Origin of the sequence: Micromonospora sp. NPDC049204 (genome assembly GCF_040647935.1) — a bacterium.
Classification (GTDB): Bacteria; Actinomycetota; Actinomycetes; order Mycobacteriales; family Micromonosporaceae; genus Micromonospora.
In genome coordinates this window covers 39,907-58,277 of sequence record NZ_JBEZDC010000015.1, presented here as the reverse complement: position 1 = coordinate 58,277, position 18,371 = coordinate 39,907, and the positions used below count along the sequence as shown (strand labels likewise).

Genomic DNA, 18,371 nt, shown 5'->3' with positions numbered 1-18,371 from the left:
TCGATGTTGCGCAGATCTTGGGCTTGGGCGGAGCGGGTAAACGGCTCGACGGTGGTGACGGGCGGCGGGATGATCCCGTCATGGGTGACCTGCCTCGGACCGGGCGGTTGTGGTTTCGGCGATTGACCATGGCCGACGTCGACCTGTTGGTCGAGTTGGACAGTGATCCCGAGGTGATGCGGTTTCTCAGCGGTGGTGTCGCCACGCCGCTGGCCACGGTCCGCGACGAGCAGTTGCCCAGGCTCCTCGGCCAGTACGAGCGGCATCCCGGGCTGGGTCGTTGGGCGGCGCTCGACCGGGAGAGTGGCGACTTCCTGGGCTGGTTCGCGCTCGACCCTTCGGCGGACGGCACCGAGGCCGAGTTGGGCTACCGGCTGCGGCGCTCGACGTGGGGTCGGGGGCTGGCTACCGAGGGGTCGCGGGCGTTGGTCCGGTACGCCTTCGACACCGTCGGGGTGCGGCGGGTCTGGGCCGAGACGATGGCCGTCAACGAACGCTCGCGGCGGGTGCTGGCCAAGGCGGGTCTGCGCTATGTGCGGACCTTCCACCTCCAGTGGGACGACCCGATTCCGGGGACCGAGCAGGGCGAGGTGGAGTACGAGTTGCGGGCCGAGGAGTGGGCGGCCGCCGCTCAGGAGCGACCGGTGGCCCGACGGGCGCGGTAGGCGGTCACCGCGGCGCGGTTGCCGCAGCCGGCCTCGCAGAACCGCCGGGACCGGTTGCGGGACAGGTCGACGACGACGTTGTCGCAGTCCGGGTACTCGCAGACTCGCAGTCGGCTCAGCTCGCCCATCCGGACCAGGTCGGCGATCGCCATCGCCGCCTCCACCGCGATCCGGGTGGCCAGTGGCGCGTCGCGGGGCACGGCGTGCAGATGGTACGGCTCGTCGTCGTGCTCGATGAGCTGCGGCAGCGCCCGGTGTTCCAACAGCAGGCCGTTGACGATGGCGACGATCTCGGGCGGCTCGGCGTCCCAGATGCGGCGCAGCCCGGGCCGCAACCGCTGGACGGCGCGTAGCTCGGCGTCGGTGTGCTCGTGCCGCCCACTGTAGGAGTGGCGGACGAAGAACGCGTCCAGCGCGGCAACGTCAGGCAGCAGTTCGCCGGACCGACCTGCCGTATTCACAAGCGCGGCGGCAGCAATCAGGGAACACTCGGTGTCATGAGCAAAGAGCATCTTGACTCCTGTCAGAGCTTCCGCCTAGCGTCATCAGCACAAGGATAGTTTGCTCATGACACGGTGCCGACCCGAGGAGCGCGACATGCACTCACGACCTGCCGCCGGCGTCGCGTTGGCGCTGCTCTCCGCAATCACCTTCGCCACCTCGGGCACCTTCGCGCGATCACTCATCGAGGCCGGCTGGTCGGCCGAGTCGGCAGTGATCGCCCGGGTCGGCATCGCCGCCCTGGTGCTGGCGATCCCCGCCGTGCTCGCGATGCGGGGGAGGTGGGCCGTCCTGCGGAGCAACGCCACGTCCATCGGGCTGTTCGGGCTCCTCGGGGTGGCGCTGGCCCAGGTCTGCTATTTCAATGCCGTGCGCTACCTGCCGGTCGGTGTCGCGCTGTTGCTCGAATACCTGGGCATCATCCTCGTCGTGGGCTGGATGTGGCTGCGGCACGGGCAACGACCCCGCCAGCTCACCGTGGCCGGGTCGGTAGCCGCCCTGATCGGACTGGCGTTCGTGCTCGACCTTGCTGGCACCGCCGACTTCCACCCGGTAGGGGTGCTCTGGGGGCTGGGCGCGGCATTCGGCCTAGCCGGGTACTTCGTGCTCGCCGGACGGGTCGACCCCCGGTTGCCCTCGGTCGCCATGGCCAGCGGCGGAATGGCCATCGGTGCCGTCGTGCTGCTCCTCCTCGGGCTGACCGGTCTGCTGCCGCTGCACGCCACCTTCGGCGAGGTCACCTTCGCCGGGCAGCCCACCAGTTGGCTGCTGCCCATCGCCGGGCTCTCGCTGGTGGCCGCCGTCATCGCGTACCTGGCCGGCATCGCCGGCAACCGGATCCTCGGCCCCCGGCTGTCGTCGTTCGTCGGGTTGACCGAGGTGCTCTTCGCGGTGCTGATCGCCTGGCTGTTCCTGGACGAGTTGCCCACCGGCTGGCAGCTCCTCGGCGGCGCGATGATCGTCGCCGGGGTCGCGCTGGTCCGACTCGACGAGCTGCGCAGGACTCCATCAGCGTCCGCGTCCGACCCAACCGAGCCGGCGCTGGCGCTCGACGGTCGGTGAGACAGTGGGCAGCGTGCTGACCACAGTGGTGTTCGACGCCGACGAAACTCTGCTCGATCTGCGCCCCGCGGTGACCGGCGGGCTGGAGGCCGTCCTCGACGAGATGCGACGGCGTACCCCTGCGGCGACCGAGGTGACGCTCGCCGAACTCGAATCGGACTGGGACGCGGTCTTCGGTGACCTGTCGGCCGCCCCGGTCATGGAGATCCGCCGCGCCGCACTGGCCCGGTCGCTGGCCCGCGCCGGCCTGAACGACGACCTGGACGACATCGCCGACCTCTTCTTCGCCCGCCGGTTCGCCCTCACCAGACCCTTTCCGGACGTGCCAGCGGCGCTGGCCACGCTGCGCTCCCGGTATGCCCTGGGCTTCGCCACCAACGGCAACAGCCGCGCCGAGCGCTGCGGGCTCACCGGAGAGTTCGCCTTCGAGGTGTACGCCCACCAGAACGGCCTGCCCAAGAAGCCGGCCCCGGACTTCTACGCGGCGGTGGTCGCCGCAGCCGGGGTGCCGGCCGGGCAGATCGTGTACGTCGGGGACTCGTGGGAGCACGATGTGGTGGCACCCCGGCGGGCGGGCCTGCGGTCGGTGTGGTTGAACCGGCACGGGCTGCCTCGTCCACACGGTCACCCGCCCGACGCCGAGGTGTCCAGCCTGGCCGACCTGCCAGCCGCGCTGGCCAGCCTGCCCGCCGGGCTGACCGACGTGCCGGCCGAGCCGGCCGGTCTGCGGGCCTGACCGACCGTCGAACGGTGCGGGCTTGCGGTGCGGGCTGGCCGTGCGGGTCGGCGGGCTTGATCCACTCGGGTTTCCTGAGGGTGGGGTGTCGACGTCCGGTGGACGGCGCGGTTTCCAGGAATCTGAGTTGATCGTGGTCCGGTGGAGGGTCACCGTCGCCACCCGCGGGAGGCCAGCGCGGCGCGCACCTCGCCGAGCACCGCCGGGAACTCGCCGTGCAGCCGTCGACTGGTCACGTGCAGGACCAGCCAACCCGCGCCGACCAGCAGGTTCAGTCGACGGCGGTCGCGGTGCAGCTGGTCTGCGTCAGAGCGCCACTGCCCGTCGTAGTCGACAGCAACCCGAAACTCGGGCCACGCCAGATCGGGATGCAGGACAACGCCATTGGCCAGGTACACCGGAAGTTGGACGACTGGGCGTGGCAGCCCACCGAGCACCAGCCGTACGCGTAGGTGCGACTCCGGTGGGGACTGGGCTGAGCCGTCGGCCAGGTCGAAGAGCCACCGCGCTCGTCGCCCACCGGGCCGGTCCGCGTTTCCGGCCGCCAGAGCGCCAAGCGTGTCGCGATCGGTCAGTCCCTGACCGAGCAGCGAGTCGACGATGGCGACGGCACGGACCGGGTCGAGCCAGACGGCGGTCTCCCAGGCGGACCGTCCCGGGTCGGAACGGGGAATCCTGCCGCCCGGCTCCCAGGGTGGCCCGGGCGTGTCGACTCGTCGATCGTCGTCGCATCTGGGCAGTGCCACGCTGCCCGTTTCGACCGACAATGCGGCTGGCCCGGGCATTTGCCGTGTGCGGCCGGGTGGCATTCCGACGGCGGTCTGACGCCCGACTCTCCGGAGAGAGTCCGCGTCTGGTGTTCGGCTCGGGCCTGGCGGGCGTCCGGCGACCGCTGCTCGCCCGGGGTGCGTCAGTCGACGTGCGTGGTCCGGTGTTCGATTGTCGTTCGTTGCACGACACGGGTTCGGCATGCTCCCGGCCCGCCCCGGTGACTCGATGGTTGACAGTGGGGTGCTGGCGTTGACGTGCACGCGGAGGCCGCGTTGGGGACCGATCCGCAGGGGTCGGGGCACGAGGACGTGGACGTCGTCGGTGAAGGCGGCGGCGTGTTCGACACCGTGCAGGTAGGCGGCCGACGGGCCAGCGATCATCACCCCGGACGGCAGCCGGAGGAGGGCCGCGCGACAGGCCAGGGCGTGGTCCCGGTCCAGCCGCGCGTCGGCGTACACGTCGTGGCGCAGCCGCACCCAGGCGGAGCTGCGTAGCTGATGCTCGGTGAGCAGGCCATCCCGGACAGCGTCGGAGCCGCGGAAGACCTGCCAGGTCAGGGCGTCGGGGCGATGCGGACGTGGTGGCATGCCGAGCAGCCTGCCGACCACCGGTCGGCCGCCGAAACCCCTGTGGACAACCTGACCCACGCCCGCCCTCGCGCCCTGTGGACAACCACGAGCCCGCCCGCCGATCGTGGTATGGCGCGCCCGCCTGGTCAGATCCCGGCCCGTTGGCGGACGTCTTCTGTCCAGGCCACTTCGTGCGGGGTGATCCGGGCCGTGGGACGTGGCGGTGCTGCCGGTGGCGATGTGTGCCGGGCGGCGCCTGTCGCGGGCAGGATCCGGGCCGTGGGTCGGCAGTGATCGACTCGCGTTTCTGGAAGGTGGGCCATCGCAGGCCTTGGGATACCGCGCCATCCTTGAACCCGAGTCGATCAATGGCAGTGCCGGGCCGGGCGCGAGGTGGTGGGGCGGCGGTCGGGATCAGCTGAGGGCGGTGGTGATGGCTGTGGCGGCGGCCAGCACCTGGGGTCCGATCGTGTCGACGTCCAGTGGAGCGAGCGCGACCACGCCGACGCTGGCCTCCAACCCGGGCACGCCGAGCACCGGTGCGGCCACCCCGTACGCCCCGGCCTGCAACTCCCCGCTGCTGCTCACCGGCGTCGCCTCTCCGGCTCGGCCGGCCAGGATGGCTCGGCCCGCCGCCCCTCGATCCAGCGGGTGCCGTGCCCCGGCGCGGTACGCGACGTGGAACGACGTCCAGGTTGGCTCGACCACGGCCATCGCGACGCCCTCGCCACCCTCGACGACGGTCAGATGTGCGGTTGCGCCGGCCTGCTCGGCGAGGCGGCGTAGCGCGGGCAGGGCACCTTCGGCGAGCAGCGGCTGGGCCCGTCGGGCCAGGTGCAGCAGCCCGGCGCCGAGGCGCAGCCGACCGTCGCCGTCGCGGCGCAGCATGCCGTGCCCGGTCAGTGGGCCGACCAACCGGTAGACGGCGGCCCGGCCGATGCCGAGCCGGTTGGCGGCCTCGGTGACGGTCAGGCCGCCTGCGGCGTCGGCAACCAGGTGCAGCAGCCGTAACCCTCGGTCGAGGGTCTGCGACATCTCTCCGGGACGTCCCGCCACGGCATCGGCACGCCCGACCGCGCTGGCTTGTCCGACCGGGCCGGCTTGTCCGATCGGGCTGGCCTGCCCCGGCACCGCGTCGGTGGGGGCTGGAGTATCGCCGGAGCGTGCGGTCGCGTCCACGCCTGGCAGCGTACGACCCGGCACCGGCAGGTCCGGACAGGCACGGACAGCTACCCTTGTACGGTGACACTACGCCTGTATGACACCGCCACCCGATCGGTGCGGGACTTCGTCCCCCGGGAAGCCGGCAAGGTGGGGGTCTACCTGTGTGGTCTCACCCTCCAGTCTCCGCCGCACATCGGTCACCTTCGCTCCGGCGTCAACTATGACGTGCTGCGACGGTGGCTGCTGGCCGCCGGCTACGAGGTCACCTTCATCCGCAACCTGACCGACATCGACGACAAGCTCCTGGTCAAGGCGGGCGAGCAGGGGCGACCGTTCTGGTCGATCGCGTACGCGAACGAACTGCTCCTCGCCGAGTCGTACCGGGCGTTGAACGTACTGCCGCCCACCTATGAGCCGCGCGCCACCGGGCACATCCCGGAGATGCACGAGCTGATCACCAAGTTGATCGCCGACGGGCACGCGTACCCGGCCACCGACGGCTCCGGCGACGTCTACTTCGACGTGGCGTCGTGGCCGGCGTACGGGTCGCTGTCGGGCCAGTCTCCGGACGCGATGCAGTCGGCCGGGGACGCCCCCGACCGGGGCAAGCGGGACCCGCGCGACTTCGCGCTCTGGAAGGGCGCTAAACCGGACGAGCCGGCGGACGCCTACTGGCCGTCGCCGTGGGGGCTCGGCCGCCCGGGTTGGCACATCGAGTGCTCGGCGATGTGCTGGCGGTATCTCGGCCCGGAGTTCGACATCCACGGCGGCGGGCTGGACCTGACGTTCCCGCACCACGAGAACGAGATCGCCCAGTCCAAGGCCGCCGGTCTGCCGTTCGCCCGCCACTGGGTGCACCACGGTCTGCTGAGCATCGGCGGGGCCAAGATGGGCAAGTCGGCCGGCAACGCGCTCGACCTGGCGTACGTGGACTCGCTCGGGGTGCGGCCGGTCGAGCTGCGTTACTACTATGCCGCCGCGCACTACCGCTCGGTGATCGACTACTCGGAGGACTCGCTCCGCGACGCCGCGACCGCGTACCGCCGGATCGAGGGTTTCGTGCAGCGGGCGGCCGAGCGGGTCGGCGTCGGTCAGCCCGGCGAGCTGCCCGGCGGCTTCGTCGCGGCGATGGACGACGACCTCAACACGTCCGCCGCGCTGGCTGTGCTGCAACAGCACATTCGGGACGGCAACACCGCGCTGAGCGTCGGCGACGATGTGACCGTCCGCACCACCCTGGCCGCGGCACGGGCGATGCTGGATATCCTCGGGGTCGACCCTCTCAGCCCGGCCTGGACCGGCGGTGGCCGCACGGATGATCTACGTGCCGTGGTGGACTCCCTGATCGCGTTGGCCCTGGAGCAGCGCGCGCAGGCCCGGGGCCGCAAGGACTGGGCTGCCGCCGACGCGGTACGGGACCAGCTCAAGCTGGCCGGTGTGGTGGTCGAGGACACCCCCCAGGGCCCCCGTTGGACTATTGGAGAGCAGGACTGATGGCCGGCAACTCGCAGCGCCGTGGCCGGCGACTGACGTCGAAGGCAGGCGCCCCCAAGGGCACCGGCGGCAAGAACAAGGACTCGTTGGCCGGGAGGGGGCGCACCCTGCCCGCCGACGAGCGGCCGTGGCACAAGGGCTACTCGGGCACCGAGAAGCTGCCCCAGCGCACCGCCTGGAAGCAGGACAAGGAGCGTCGCGCGGCGGCTGAGGAGGGGCGCGCCCCCAAGATCGGTCAGCCGGGCAGCAAGGACACCACCTGGGGCCGGGGCGGCGGTCGGGGCGTACCGGGCGGCCGGGGTGCCGCCACCGGTAGAGGTGCAACCGGCGGCCGGGGTGCCACCGGTGGCCGAGGCGGCCCTCGGGTCGCGCCGGGGCGCAAGTCCAACCCGAGCAAGGACACGCCGGAGCTGCTGGTCGGGCGCAACCCGGTGCTGGAGGCGCTGCGCGCCCAGGTGCCGGCGACTGCGCTCTACACCGCGCAGGGCATCGACATGGACGACCGGATCAACGAGATCATCCGGACTGCCGCCGACCGGGGCATCGCCAACCTGGAGATCAGCCGGGCCGAGCTGGACCGGATGACCGGCGGGGTGCTGCACCAGGGCGTCGGGTTGCAGGTGCCGCCGTTCGCGTACCAGCCGTTCGAGGACATGGTCGCCGCCGCCCTGGAGCAGCAGGCCCCGCTGCTTGTGGCGCTGGACGGTGTCACCGACCCGCGCAACCTGGGCGCCGTGATCCGCTCGGCTGCCGCGTTCGGCGCGCAGGGTGTCTTCGTACCCGAGCGTCGTGCCGCTGGGATCACCGCGACCGCCTGGCGGACCAGCGCCGGCGCGGCCGCGCGGGTGCCCGTGGCGCAGGTGACCAACCTGACCCGGTCGCTGAAGGCGTGCCGCGACGCCGGCTTCATGGTGGTCGGCCTGGACGCCGACGGTGACACCGACCTGTACGACCTGGAGGCCGCCGTCGGCCCCCTGGTGGTCGTGGTCGGTTCCGAGGGGCGCGGGCTGTCCCGCCTGGTCGGGGAGACCTGCGACCTCACCGTCAGCATCCCGATGATCTCCGAGGTCGAGTCGCTGAACGCCAGCGTGGCCGCCGCGGTCACCCTCGCCGAGGTCGCCCGCCGCCGTTCGGTCGAGCTGTAACGACGTCGACGAGGCCCCTTCCGCCCGGTGCGGGAGGGGGCCTCGCCGTCAGATCTGCCGGGTCCAGGAGACGAAGAGCAGCGCCCCGGCGAGCGCCATCAGCAGGGTGGCCGGGAGTAACCAGCGCGGACCTCGCTCCCCGTCCAGGCGCCGGGTCAGCCGTTGGTGCACGGCGGCGATGCCGATCAGCGCAGCCAGGCCGGCCGCGGCGATCGGCAGGCCGATGAGGAAGTGCGCCAGCCACGCGCCGGCCCGGGTCGGACCACCCCAGGCGTCGTCGTAGGGCCCGGAGACCACCAGGCCGTAGAGCACGCCGCGCAGCACCAGCAGCAGTTGGACGCCGAGCGGCAGCAGGGCCACCGCGCCGAGGAGCAGGCTGAGCAGCGCGTGGCCCAGCACCGCGACCGGGCCGGGTCGTCGGCCGGGCACGGGCGTCGGGGGCGCGCCGAGCAGTCCGGTACGCAGGGACCGCCACCGCGCGACGGCGGCATCGGCCCCGCCCCACGGGGTCGTCACCAGCGCGAACAGGGCGACCGGCACCAGCGTCGCGCAGTAGACGAGGCTGCGGCCGGCCAGGCGGACCACCAGGTACGACCGGGGACTGTTGATCGGTTGAGCGGTGGCGGACACGGCGTCTCCTCGGGTTGGGCGTGCCACGAGGCTAGGAGCGCGGCCCGCCGTGCCGAGTCACCCCAGAGAGCCACATCCGCGCTGGCTCCGCGGGGTGAAGAGCCACCACCGGTACGACGACAGGGGCGGCCCGCCGAAGCGGACCGCCCCTGTCGGTTGCGCGTTACGTCAGATCCGGCCGCCGGTGGCGGCGTGGAAGACGTGGCTACGACCGGTACGCGGCTTGACGAACACGGTGTCACCCATGTTCGGCATGGTGCGCCGGTCGGTGCGGACGACGAAGCGCTCCGAGCTGCCACCCAGCGCGGCGTGCCCGTAGACGTTGGCGTCCGAGCCGAGGTCCTCGACCAGCTCGACCACGACCGGCATGCCACCCTCGGTCGGGCTGACCAGGTCGCAGTCCTCCGGACGGAAGCCCACGGTCACCTTGCCGTTGCCACCCTCGGCGCGGGCCGCCGCGACCTGCTCGCGGGTCAGCGGGATGTTCAACTCGGCGAACTCGGCGCCCTGCTCGTTGAGCGCGACGGTCTTGATGTTCATGGCGGGGGAGCCCATGAAGCCGGCGACGAACACGTTCGCCGGGGTGTCGTAGAGCGCGCGGGGGGTGTCCACCTGCTGGAGGACACCGTCGAGCAGCACGGCTACGCGGTGACCCATGGTCATGGCCTCGACCTGGTCGTGCGTGACGTAGACCGTGGTGACGCCCAGCTTGGCCTGCAGGGACGCGATCTGGGTACGGGTCTGCACACGCAGCTTGGCGTCGAGGTTCGACAGCGGCTCGTCCATGAGGAAGACCTGCGGCTCGCGGACGATCGCGCGGCCCATCGCGACACGCTGACGCTGACCACCGGAGAGCGCCTTCGGCTTACGGCTGAGGTATTCCTCCAGCTGCAGCAGGGCTGCCGCTTCCTTGACCCGCCGGTCGATCTCCGACTTGGAGGTCTTGCGCAGCTTGAGGGCGAACGCCATGTTCTCGTACACCGTCATGTGCGGGTAGAGGGCGTAGTTCTGGAAGACCATCGCGATGTCGCGGGCCTTCGGGGGCAGGTGGGTGACGTCACGCTGGTCGATGTAGATCGACCCGGCGTCCACGTCCTCCAGGCCGGCGAGCATCCGCAGGCTCGTGGACTTGCCGCAACCGGAGGGGCCGACCAGGACGAGGAACTCGCCGTCGCCGATCTCGAGGTTGAGCTCGTTGACGGCGGGACGCTCTTGGCCCGGGTAGACCCGGGATGCCTTGGAATAGGTGACCGTAGCCATGGTGAAGCGCTTCCTTTCACCGGCAGGAACGTGCCGGACGATCCGAGTGAAGGAGCGACCGGCACGTATCCGTGCCGGTCAGCGGACGGCGGCTCGGCGCGCGGGGGCACCGGGCTGTCTCCCGTGTCAGTGAACCGTAAACGGGTTTCCCCCTGCTGCCAAGGCAGGGCGGCACCCAACCTGGCCCACGGCCTACGCATTCCGGTCACTCGGGCACGCTCAACCATCAATCGACACGCCCGTGCACCCTTGCGCGTCGGGTTGTTGACGTTTCCAATGCCCGGGAGGCCTCGCGAGCGGGATATCCGGACGTCACTCGCTATGCTGACCTCGACGCACGCGCCCCTGTAGCTCAGCTGGCCAGAGCACTCGCCTTGTAAGCGAGATGTCGCCGGTTCGATCCCGGCCGGGGGCTCCAATTTCACAAGGCGTTTCGGGGCGGTGCCGCCGCCGGGGCGTCAAGTTTCACTCCGGCGCTGCGGCGTGCGGCCCATGCGTGAGGGCTGGGGTTCGGTCCTGATGAGGTCATGAAGCTCATCCGCCGGTGATCGTTTGCCGTGGGATGAGGGCGTCAGCGTCACCGGCAGTGCCGTAGCGACCTCCCCGGTTGGCGGTAATCTGCTCAGCAAGGGCGAGCGCCGCCGCGACCTGACCTTGCGCCCCAGCTACACCGTCTACCGTCGAGATCCGTGCGTGCAGCGCTTCGTCGCCGCGGACTATCCCGACAGAGCTGCCGTCGCCGGAGATTGTGCCCGCCAAGACGGTCCGTCCGATCAGGGCGATCTGTGCGGCCATGGTCACGATCGCGGCGTTCCGCTCGGCTGAGTTTCGCTCCACGTATGGTGCCCCGGTCACCAGGACCGCCCCATCCGAGGGGCCGTCGAGCTGTTTGGGTGCGGCGAGGTACCCGGCGTTCGCGAAGGCGGGCAGCACCGTCGGATGGTGGGCGCTGGCCGGTCCGAGCAGAGTCGTGGCCAGGAGGGCGCTAGCGGTTTCGACTCCGTTACTGTTGCCCGGCAGAGTGATCGGCGGAGGGCTGCTACGGCGGGTCAGCCCAAGCAGGTCCAGACTGTTCTTCGGGTCGAAGAATGCTTCCTGGATGTGGATGGGCCCGGACACGGCGGCGCCGGCCAGTTCAAGCTTTTCGATCACGCCCTCGGCACGGTCGCGTCCGGACGGTGTCGTCAGTACCACGATTCGGCGGTTGGCCAGCGTCCCGCGCAGCACTGCGGGCGCCGTGTCGTTGATGTAGTCGTCCTTACGGCTCGCCTCCTCTTGGAGGTCGTCGGTCGTCTGACGAAGCTGATCGTTGGTCTTGTGCGCTGCATCGATCGAGCCCCGGAGCACGTCGGTGGCGTAACCGTTCGCTGCGGCGGTGCCGAATACCGCACCGACCGCCAAGGCGACAAACACCGCGGCAAGCGAGATGACGTGGTAGCGAAAATTGATCATCGGCGCACCTTAGTGACGAGGTCCGTGCGAGTCACTGGGACAACCCGCGCGGTGCGAGCCCGCCCGCCGCCGGCAAGAAAGCGGCGGTAACCTGGATGATCATACGGCGGCTGACGGCAGTCGATTGGCCCTGAACGGGATTCCAGTTCCATCAGGCATTCCCGATGGTCGCTGCCACGAGATGGTCACCGCCACGAGTCGACCGGACCACGGCAACGGCCCACGGGTTCCGTCACGGCACCAGGATGATCTTGCCGCGGGTGCGGCCGGACTCGGCGTCGTCGTGCACCGCGGCCAGATCGGCGAACGGGCGGGACGCGGCGATGTCCAGATGGACTGCGCCGGCGTCGACGAGCTTCACCAGCGCGCCCAGGTGATTCACGTCGTTTCGGGCGACCATGTGCACCGCGCGCAGTGGGACGTCGGGAGGTGGTTCGATCGGGGTGGTGACGGAGACGATGACACCGTCGGGCCGAACCAACGGCACCAGGGCCGCAGCCTCCACGGGGCCGATGGCGACCAGGTTGAGGACGGTGTCGACCGGTTCCTCCACCGCATCGCCGACCGGCGTGGCCGTGTAGTCGATGATCTGGTCAGCGCCGGACCGGCGGACGGCGGCGGCACTGCGCGGGCTTGCCGTGGCGATGACCTGCGCTCCGGCGTGCCTGGCGAGTTGGACGACGAACCCGCCGACGCCGCCACCCGCGCCGTTGACCAGGACCCGCTGCCCGGACGTGACGCGGCCATGCTCGAACACCGCCTGCCACGCGGTGAGGCCGGCAACAGGCATGGCGGCGGCGTTGGCGAGCGGGATGGCGGCGGGTGCCGGGACAAGGGTGTCGGCTGGGGCGGCTACGTACTCAGCTGCGGCGCCGCCGCCGTCGAGCCGGCCGATGACTCGGTCGCCGACGGAGAGAGTGTGCACGCCACCACCGATCTCGACCACGGTGCCTGCGACGTCCCAGCCGAGCGTGTACGGCAGGTCGACCGGGAGTATCGACCGCAGAAGCCCGGACCGCAGCGCCGTTTCGGTGGGATTGAACGAGGATGCGGCGACCCGGAGGAGTACCTCACCCGGGCCGGGCACCGCGCGCGGGACGGTTTCGTAACGGATGACGGTCGGATCGCCGTACTCGTGGAATCGGGCTGCTTTCATACCTCGAACCTATGGAGCAAGCCGAGGACGGACCATCTGCCTCGATCCTTGATTCATGCTCGATCGTCTCGACGTCGATACTCTCGCCGAGTGGATGTGCTCAGCGACGTGATAGCGGTCATGCGTACCGGCCAGCCACGATCAGCGCGGGTGGAATGGCAGGCGCCGTGGGCGCAACGATTCGCCTCCGTGCCGGGATCCGCGGGCTTCCAGATGATCCTGCAGGGGCCGTGCTGGCTCATCCCGCCGGACACCGACCCGGTGTCACTGGCCACCGGGGATGTGGTGTTCCTACCGCACGGCAGGGGACACGCCCTTGCCGACAGTCCGTCGACCCCACTGGTCGCGCCCGCCTGCGACCCGAACGACGGACGGTTCCTTCAGCGCTACGCCACCGCCACCGTAGGCGAACCTGTCGGCACCGGCGGTCCTACCGCGGTGACGCTCTGCGGTGCCTACCAGCTCGATCGGGCCCGCACTCATCCGCTGCTGGACGACCTGCCCGGCCTCATCCACCTCCCCGCCCACCTCGGGCGTCAGCCCGAACTGCGCGCCACGGTGGCCCTGCTCGCCGCTGAGTTGCAAAGACCCCGCCTCGGCACGGATGCCATAGTGCCCGCCCTGCTGGACACGCTGTTGCTCTATATCCTGCGCGCCTGGTTCGACGAGCAGGCCACCAGCGGTGTCGCCACCGGCTGGGCTGCGGCGCTCAACGACCCGGCCATCACCGCCGCCCTGCGGTCCATGCACCGTGACCCTGCGTGGCCCTGGACGGTCGCGACGCTGGCCTCCGAGGCAGGGCTGTCCCGAGCGCCGTTCGCGCGTCGCTTCACCACCCTCATCGGCGAACCGCCGCTCAGCTATCTGACGTGGTGGCGGATGACCATCGCGGCCCGGCTCCTTCGGGAGTCCGATGCCCCACTGAGCGCCGTCGCGCACCAGGTCGGCTACCGGTCGGAGTTCGCCTTTGCCAGCGCGTTCAAGCGTCGATACGGGGTCGCCCCCGGCAGATACCGCTGCGCCGGTCCGCCGAGGGCGACGACTGCCCGTGTCGGTTGGTCGGCCCGATAGCCTGGAGCCTGGCAGTGAGCGAAAGCGGGACGGGGGCCGATGAGTCGCGCGGTGGAGGAGTCGAACCGGGCGATGCTGCGTGCTCGGGACGCGATGGACCGGGCGTACGCCGAGCCGCTGGACATCCCCGCGCTGGCGCGGATCGCGTACGTCTCCGAGTCGCACTTCATCCGCACCTTCCGGGCCACGTTCGGTGAGACACCGCACCGTTACCTGCAACGCCGCCGGGTGGAGCGGGCGATGATGTTGCTGGTGGAGACCGATCGGGACGTGACGGACATCTGCTATGCCGTCGGCTTCAGCAGCCTGGGCACGTTCAGCCGGACGTTCCGCCAGATCGTCGGCGAGTCACCCTCGGATTTCCGGCGGCACCGCGTCGCGCCGAGCAACGTGCCGTCGTGCTTCGCCAAGGCTTGGACCCGACCAAGTAGTTTTGGATAAGCAGCAGGTCACGGGCGCCCTCTAACGTCATGGGCATGACGATGAACGCGATCAGCCGCTCCCAGATCTACGTCCTCGACCAGGACGAGGCGCTCGACTTCTACGTGAACAAGCTCGGCATGGAGGTCAACACCGACCAGGATCTCGGCTTCATGCGGTGGCTGACGGTCAACCTGCCCGGCGACCCGGAGCGGGAGATCCTGCTGGAGAAGCCGGGCGCACCGGCGCTGGACCCGGCCACCGCCGAGCAGGTCCGCGAGCTGCTCACCAAGGGCGCCCTGGGTGGGTACCTCTTCATGACGACCGACGACGCCCACAAGACGCACGAGGAACTCGTGGCGAAGGGCGTCGAGATCACCGACGAGCCGACCGAGCGCCCGTACGGGATCGACTTCGGCATCCGGGACCCGTTCGGCAACCGGATCCGCATCGGCCAGATGTTCCCGCGGGCGTAGGGGAGCGGACGGCGTCGGCCGGGCCGACTGAGCTGACGGCCGCAGGACCGGGAGGTGCGGGGTGGAGCCCGTGCCTCCCGGTGTGTTGGGGTGGGCGGCATGCTGACTCGCCTGCTGTACCTCGCCCGACACGCCGAGCAGGACCTGACCGCCGTGCGGGAGTCGGACGACGGCGAGCCGGACACGGGCCTGACGGAGCGCGGCCGGCAGCAGGCCGCGCTGCTCGGCGAGCGCCTGCGGGGCCGCCGGTTCGCCGCCGTCCACCACGGACCGTTGCGCCGGGCCGCGCAGACCGCCGAGCTGGTCGCCGGGTCGCTGCCCGAGAGCCCGGTGTACGCGTCGGAGTTGGCCGGCGACCACCTCCCACACGACACGGACCCGGCCGGCCTGCCACCCGCGTACGCCAAGTTCCTGGCGCAGTTTTCGGCGGCCGAACGGGTCGACGGGCCGCGGGTGACGGCGGCGGCCGTGCGGCGGTTCGCCGGCCCGGTTCCCGGGGAGGCCCCCGACGGCGAGCCGGTCCGCGAGCTGGTCGTGACGCACAGCTTCCTGATCGCCTGGCTGGTGCGGCACGCGCTCGACGCGCCGGAGCGGCGTTGGCTGGGTTTGAATCTGCACAACGCGGGCCTGACCGTGATCCGGTACGGCCCGGCCGGCCCGCCGAATCTGATCGCCGTCAACGACGTGGCCCACCTTCCGCCGGAGTTGCGGGGTACCGGCCTGCCCCCGGACTACCTGGTCTGAGTGCCGGTTGCCCGCAGCAGCAGCTTGACCAGGGCCTGGGTGGCCGGCGGTGGGCTGGCGTCGGCCGGGCAGTCGACGTAGCCGGTCTCGATGCCGCCCACGGTGAGCCGGTAGCTGAACGCGTCCGAGCAGGTGGTCGAGCGGGTCGGCTGCCGTGCCTCGGCGGCCAGCCGGGGGTCGGCGGCCAGTCCCGTCAGGCGGCCGAGGTCGGCGGGGGTGAGCTGGCCGGTACGTCGACTGCCGGCCCGGTCCACCGCGGTCCACCGACCGTCCGGCTCGACGGTCACGGCGTCACCGCGGCCGGCGAAGCCGCCGGAGGTGCGCAACATGACCTGGGTTGGCGTGCCGCTGGTCGCGGGGCCGCCGGTAGGCGGCGGGGTGGCGGTGTCGGCCGGGCCGGGAGCGGCGCTGGCCGAGGGTTGGGTCGGGGTGGTGGGAGCTCGGTCGACGCCTGTGCAACCGGTCAGGACGGCGGTCAGGAGCGCGATCGTGACGGCGGTCGTCGATGCGGGTCTCATGTCCGTCGGACGAACGATTCCAACCGCTGGTTCCCCCCCGAGATTGCTTGGGCAGCGCGCCTGCGCCGGGCTTGGCCGATCGTCTTCGCTATGGTCGCCGCACCGGCGTGCGACGCCGGCGGTCAGATTGGCGGCGTCGCTCAGATTTGGCGGCGCCGCTCCACGGTGGCGCGGAAGGAGCGGACGTGTCGGACGCGGAGTTGACCGTCGAGGTGACCGGTCCGGTCGCGACGGTGGTGATCCACAACCCGGCCCGGCGCAACGCGATGACCGCCGCCATGTGGCGTCGGCTCCCGGAGCTGCTCGACCGGCTGGAACCCGACCCCGATGTGCGGGCGCTGGTGCTCACCGGCGCGGGCGACGCCTTCTGCGCCGGGGCGGACCTGGGTGATCTGACCGAGCTGCTGGACGCCGGCGACGCCAGCATCGCGGTGGCCGCCGAGGAACGGCTGGCCGGCTTCGCGAAGCCGACCGTCGCGGCCATCCGGGGTGCCTGCGTCGGCGGTGGTGCGCAGCTCGCGGTCGCCTGCGACCTGCGGATCGCGGCGCAGGACGCCCGTTTCGGCGTACCCCCGGCCCGGCTCGGTCTGGTCTATCCGGCACCGACGACCCGCCGGCTGGCCCGGCTTGTCGGCCCGTCCGCCGCCAAGCATCTGCTGTTCACCGCCGAGCTGATCGACGCCGAGCGGGCACTGCGGGTCGGCCTGGTCGACGAGGTGCTGCCACCGGACCGGCTCGCCGCGCGGGTGGACGAGTTGACCGCGACGATCGCCCAACGGTCGGCGCTGAGCATCGCCGCGGCGAAGGAGATCATCGACGACCGGGCCGGGGCGGCCCGGATCGCCTGGTGGCATCGAAAGGTGCTGACCACCGGCGAGGCCCGCGAGGGGGTCGCGGCGATGGCCGAGCGGCGTGCGCCGCGCTTCGCCTGGCGGCCGCCGAGCGACGACTGAGTGCGCGGGCTGCCGGCGGGGAGGGGGTGGCCCGCTGCCGGCCGGTACGGCAGGCTGTCCGTCGTGCAGCGTGATCAGTTGCTTGCGGGCCGCTATCGGCTCCTGGAGCGTCTCGGCAGTGGCGGCATGTCGGCGGTGCACCGGGCGTACGACGAGGTGCTCGAACGAGATGTCGCGGTGAAGGTGCTCGTCGCCTCGGACACCTTCGCTCGGCAGCGGATCCGGGCCGAGGCCAAGGCGGCTGCCCGACTGTCGCATCCGCACGTCACCGGCGTGTACGACTACGGCGAGTCGCCGGTGGACGGTTCGCCGGTCCCGTTCGTGGTGATGGAGTTGCTCGACGGTCTCACTCTCGAACAACGGCTGGCGGCCGGGCCGATGCCGCCGCGCGACGGTCTACGGGTCTGCGCCGAGGTGGCTGCTGCTCTCACGGCCGCGCACGCTCAGGGGTTGGTGCACCGCGACATCAAGCCGAGCAACGTGATGCTCACGCCGACCGGCGCCAAGGTGCTCGACTTCGGCATCGCGGCCGTCGCCGGCGAGTCGGAGATCGACTTCGAGGGGCGGCTGCTGGGCACTCCGGCCTATCTCGCCCCGGAGCGACTGGAGGCCGGCGAGGTGCTGCCGGCCTGCGACGTGTACGCCCTGGGCCTCCTGCTGCACCGGGTGCTCACCGGCCGGCTGCCGTGGGCGGCCGAGACGCAGACCGGGATGCTCCGCGCGCACACGCACGTCGAGCCGGACCCGCTGCCGGAGATCGACGGTGTGCCGCCCGAGGTCCACCGGCTCTACCGCTGGTGTCTGGCCCGCGACCCCGCCGATCGGCCGCCGGCCGCGGAGGCGGCCCGCATCCTGCTCGCCGCCATCAGCGGAGCGACGTCCGAGGGGACGGGCGTCACCGCGACACCGGAGGCCGGCCCAGCCGAGCCGACCGACACCGCGACCGCCGACTCGGCCGCTCCGACGAGACGCCTGTCGTGGCGTCGGCGTCGTCATCGGGCCATCCTGGCGGTCGGCGGCGCGGTGCTCACCGCGATCACCATGGCCGGGTCGCTCGGCGACTTCGGCAATCGTCGACCGGAGGAGGGTCCTCCCCCGACCGGCCGGGGCCCGGGCACCACCGCCGTGGGGATGCCACACGCCGCGGAGCCGGCCGACGAGATCACGACCGGGCCGTCCGCCGTCCCGCCGGCCCAGGACACCGCGCCTGCTGCCCGGACCGGCCCCCCGACCGGTCCGGACCCGACGGCGACCCCCGCCCCGACAGCGGCCCCGACCGCCACCGCGCCCGGTCCCACGCCGACCACGCCCGGCCCGGCCGCGTCGACGCCCACCCTTTCCGCGGACATGCCAGTGCAGGCCCAAGGAGGGACGATCACCGTCCGCTGCGTGGGGAAGTCCGCCGAGGTGCTCGCGGTGGCACTCGCGCCCGGATTTCGGGCGGAGGCCTACGACCCGGGCCCGGCGAAGCAGATCCGGGTCGAGTTGACCTCCACCGAGCACCGCAGCGAGATCCGGGTGAACTGCCCCAACGGCCGCCCGAACCCGCAGGTGAAGGAACGCGCCGCCTGACCCGGGGGCCGG

General features: G+C 71.5%; 19 protein-coding genes and 1 tRNA gene. 12 read left to right on the top strand and 8 right to left on the bottom strand.

What is annotated here, in order from left to right:
- Positions 1 to 80 precede the first annotated feature (80 nt).
- Positions 81 to 665, top strand: a complete 585-nt coding sequence (locus AB0A90_RS25430) for a GNAT family N-acetyltransferase (protein WP_357252707.1) — start codon at positions 81 to 83, stop codon at positions 663 to 665.
- Here the strand turns inward: AB0A90_RS25430 and AB0A90_RS25425 are convergent.
- On the bottom strand, positions 632 to 1,177 hold the full coding sequence (locus AB0A90_RS25425; protein ID WP_357252704.1) for a CGNR zinc finger domain-containing protein: 546 nt from the start codon (positions 1,175 to 1,177) through the stop codon (positions 632 to 634). The two genes, AB0A90_RS25430 and AB0A90_RS25425, sit on opposite strands and share 34 nt — an antisense overlap.
- A gap of 85 nt (positions 1,178 to 1,262) precedes the next feature.
- Between AB0A90_RS25425 and AB0A90_RS25420 the strand changes: the two genes are divergently transcribed.
- Both AB0A90_RS25420 and AB0A90_RS25415 read left to right on the top strand, forming a co-directional pair.
- The gene (locus AB0A90_RS25420; protein WP_357252701.1) at positions 1,263 to 2,228 is read left to right on the top strand and encodes an EamA family transporter; all 966 of its coding nucleotides are present in this window, start codon (positions 1,263 to 1,265) and stop codon (positions 2,226 to 2,228) included.
- Between the two features lie 13 nt (positions 2,229 to 2,241).
- Positions 2,242 to 2,964 carry an HAD family hydrolase gene (locus AB0A90_RS25415; RefSeq protein WP_357252699.1) on the top strand — a complete coding sequence of 241 codons (723 nt, stop codon included), beginning with the start codon at positions 2,242 to 2,244 and terminating at the stop codon, positions 2,962 to 2,964.
- 149 nt (positions 2,965 to 3,113) lie between these two features.
- On the opposite strand, the gene AB0A90_RS25410 is transcribed toward AB0A90_RS25415, so the two are convergent.
- Entirely contained in the window at positions 3,114 to 4,322 is a 1,209-nt protein-coding gene (locus AB0A90_RS25410; protein WP_357252697.1) for a hypothetical protein, read from the bottom strand.
- A gap of 396 nt (positions 4,323 to 4,718) precedes the next feature.
- Complete coding sequence (locus AB0A90_RS25405) at positions 4,719 to 5,339, bottom strand: helix-turn-helix domain-containing protein (RefSeq protein ID WP_357253043.1); 621 nt, start codon at positions 5,337 to 5,339, stop codon at positions 4,719 to 4,721.
- A 207-nt stretch (positions 5,340 to 5,546) separates the two neighbouring features.
- Here AB0A90_RS25405 and cysS point away from each other — a divergent pair, with 207 nt between their 5' ends.
- Positions 5,547 to 6,962, top strand: a complete 1,416-nt coding sequence (cysS, locus tag AB0A90_RS25400; protein WP_357252694.1) for a cysteine--tRNA ligase — start codon at positions 5,547 to 5,549, stop codon at positions 6,960 to 6,962.
- Positions 6,962 to 8,107, top strand: a complete 1,146-nt coding sequence (gene rlmB / locus AB0A90_RS25395) for a 23S rRNA (guanosine(2251)-2'-O)-methyltransferase RlmB (RefSeq protein WP_357252691.1) — start codon at positions 6,962 to 6,964, stop codon at positions 8,105 to 8,107. Before cysS ends, rlmB begins: the two co-directional genes overlap by 1 nt.
- 48 nt (positions 8,108 to 8,155) lie before the next feature.
- Here rlmB and AB0A90_RS25390 read toward each other — a convergent pair whose 3' ends face one another.
- Together AB0A90_RS25390 and ugpC are read right to left on the bottom strand one after the other, a co-directional pair.
- Positions 8,156 to 8,737 carry a hypothetical protein gene (locus AB0A90_RS25390; RefSeq protein ID WP_357252688.1) on the bottom strand — a complete coding sequence of 194 codons (582 nt, stop codon included), beginning with the start codon at positions 8,735 to 8,737 and terminating at the stop codon, positions 8,156 to 8,158.
- A 168-nt stretch (positions 8,738 to 8,905) separates the two neighbouring features.
- Positions 8,906 to 9,997 carry a sn-glycerol-3-phosphate ABC transporter ATP-binding protein UgpC gene (ugpC, locus tag AB0A90_RS25385; RefSeq protein ID WP_357252685.1) on the bottom strand — a complete coding sequence of 364 codons (1,092 nt, stop codon included), beginning with the start codon at positions 9,995 to 9,997 and terminating at the stop codon, positions 8,906 to 8,908.
- Between the two features lie 341 nt (positions 9,998 to 10,338).
- On the opposite strand from ugpC, the gene AB0A90_RS25380 reads away from it, so the two are divergent.
- A tRNA-Thr gene (locus tag AB0A90_RS25380) sits at positions 10,339 to 10,415 on the top strand.
- A 116-nt stretch (positions 10,416 to 10,531) separates the two neighbouring features.
- On the opposite strand, the gene AB0A90_RS25375 is transcribed toward AB0A90_RS25380, so the two are convergent.
- Together AB0A90_RS25375 and AB0A90_RS25370 are read right to left on the bottom strand one after the other, a co-directional pair.
- Positions 10,532 to 11,449 carry a copper transporter gene (locus AB0A90_RS25375; protein ID WP_357252682.1) on the bottom strand — a complete coding sequence of 306 codons (918 nt, stop codon included), beginning with the start codon at positions 11,447 to 11,449 and terminating at the stop codon, positions 10,532 to 10,534.
- 232 nt (positions 11,450 to 11,681) lie between these two features.
- Positions 11,682 to 12,605 (bottom strand): NADP-dependent oxidoreductase, encoded by a 924-nt coding sequence (locus tag AB0A90_RS25370; protein WP_357252680.1) that lies wholly within the window; start codon positions 12,603 to 12,605, stop codon positions 11,682 to 11,684.
- 90 nt (positions 12,606 to 12,695) lie between these two features.
- Between AB0A90_RS25370 and AB0A90_RS25365 the strand changes: the two genes are divergently transcribed.
- The 4 genes from AB0A90_RS25365 to AB0A90_RS25350 all read left to right on the top strand — a co-directional run bounded on the left by AB0A90_RS25365 (position 12,696) and on the right by AB0A90_RS25350 (position 15,316).
- The gene (locus AB0A90_RS25365; RefSeq protein ID WP_357252677.1) at positions 12,696 to 13,676 is read left to right on the top strand and encodes an AraC family transcriptional regulator; all 981 of its coding nucleotides are present in this window, start codon (positions 12,696 to 12,698) and stop codon (positions 13,674 to 13,676) included.
- Between the two features lie 39 nt (positions 13,677 to 13,715).
- Positions 13,716 to 14,117 carry an AraC family transcriptional regulator gene (locus AB0A90_RS25360; RefSeq protein ID WP_357252675.1) on the top strand — a complete coding sequence of 134 codons (402 nt, stop codon included), beginning with the start codon at positions 13,716 to 13,718 and terminating at the stop codon, positions 14,115 to 14,117.
- A 35-nt stretch (positions 14,118 to 14,152) separates the two neighbouring features.
- Positions 14,153 to 14,572, top strand: a complete 420-nt coding sequence (locus AB0A90_RS25355) for a VOC family protein (RefSeq protein ID WP_357252672.1) — start codon at positions 14,153 to 14,155, stop codon at positions 14,570 to 14,572.
- A gap of 99 nt (positions 14,573 to 14,671) precedes the next feature.
- The gene (locus AB0A90_RS25350) at positions 14,672 to 15,316 is read left to right on the top strand and encodes a histidine phosphatase family protein (RefSeq protein ID WP_357252669.1); all 645 of its coding nucleotides are present in this window, start codon (positions 14,672 to 14,674) and stop codon (positions 15,314 to 15,316) included.
- On the opposite strand, the gene AB0A90_RS25345 is transcribed toward AB0A90_RS25350, so the two are convergent.
- Positions 15,304 to 15,834 (bottom strand): hypothetical protein, encoded by a 531-nt coding sequence (locus tag AB0A90_RS25345; RefSeq protein ID WP_357252666.1) that lies wholly within the window; start codon positions 15,832 to 15,834, stop codon positions 15,304 to 15,306. The genes AB0A90_RS25350 and AB0A90_RS25345 overlap by 13 nt on opposite strands.
- A gap of 185 nt (positions 15,835 to 16,019) precedes the next feature.
- Here AB0A90_RS25345 and AB0A90_RS25340 point away from each other — a divergent pair, with 185 nt between their 5' ends.
- Together AB0A90_RS25340 and AB0A90_RS25335 are read left to right on the top strand one after the other, a co-directional pair.
- Positions 16,020 to 16,787 carry an enoyl-CoA hydratase/isomerase family protein gene (locus AB0A90_RS25340; RefSeq protein WP_357252663.1) on the top strand — a complete coding sequence of 256 codons (768 nt, stop codon included), beginning with the start codon at positions 16,020 to 16,022 and terminating at the stop codon, positions 16,785 to 16,787.
- 63 nt (positions 16,788 to 16,850) lie between these two features.
- Entirely contained in the window at positions 16,851 to 18,359 is a 1,509-nt protein-coding gene (locus AB0A90_RS25335) for a serine/threonine-protein kinase (protein ID WP_357252660.1), read from the top strand.
- Positions 18,360 to 18,371 lie beyond the last annotated feature (12 nt).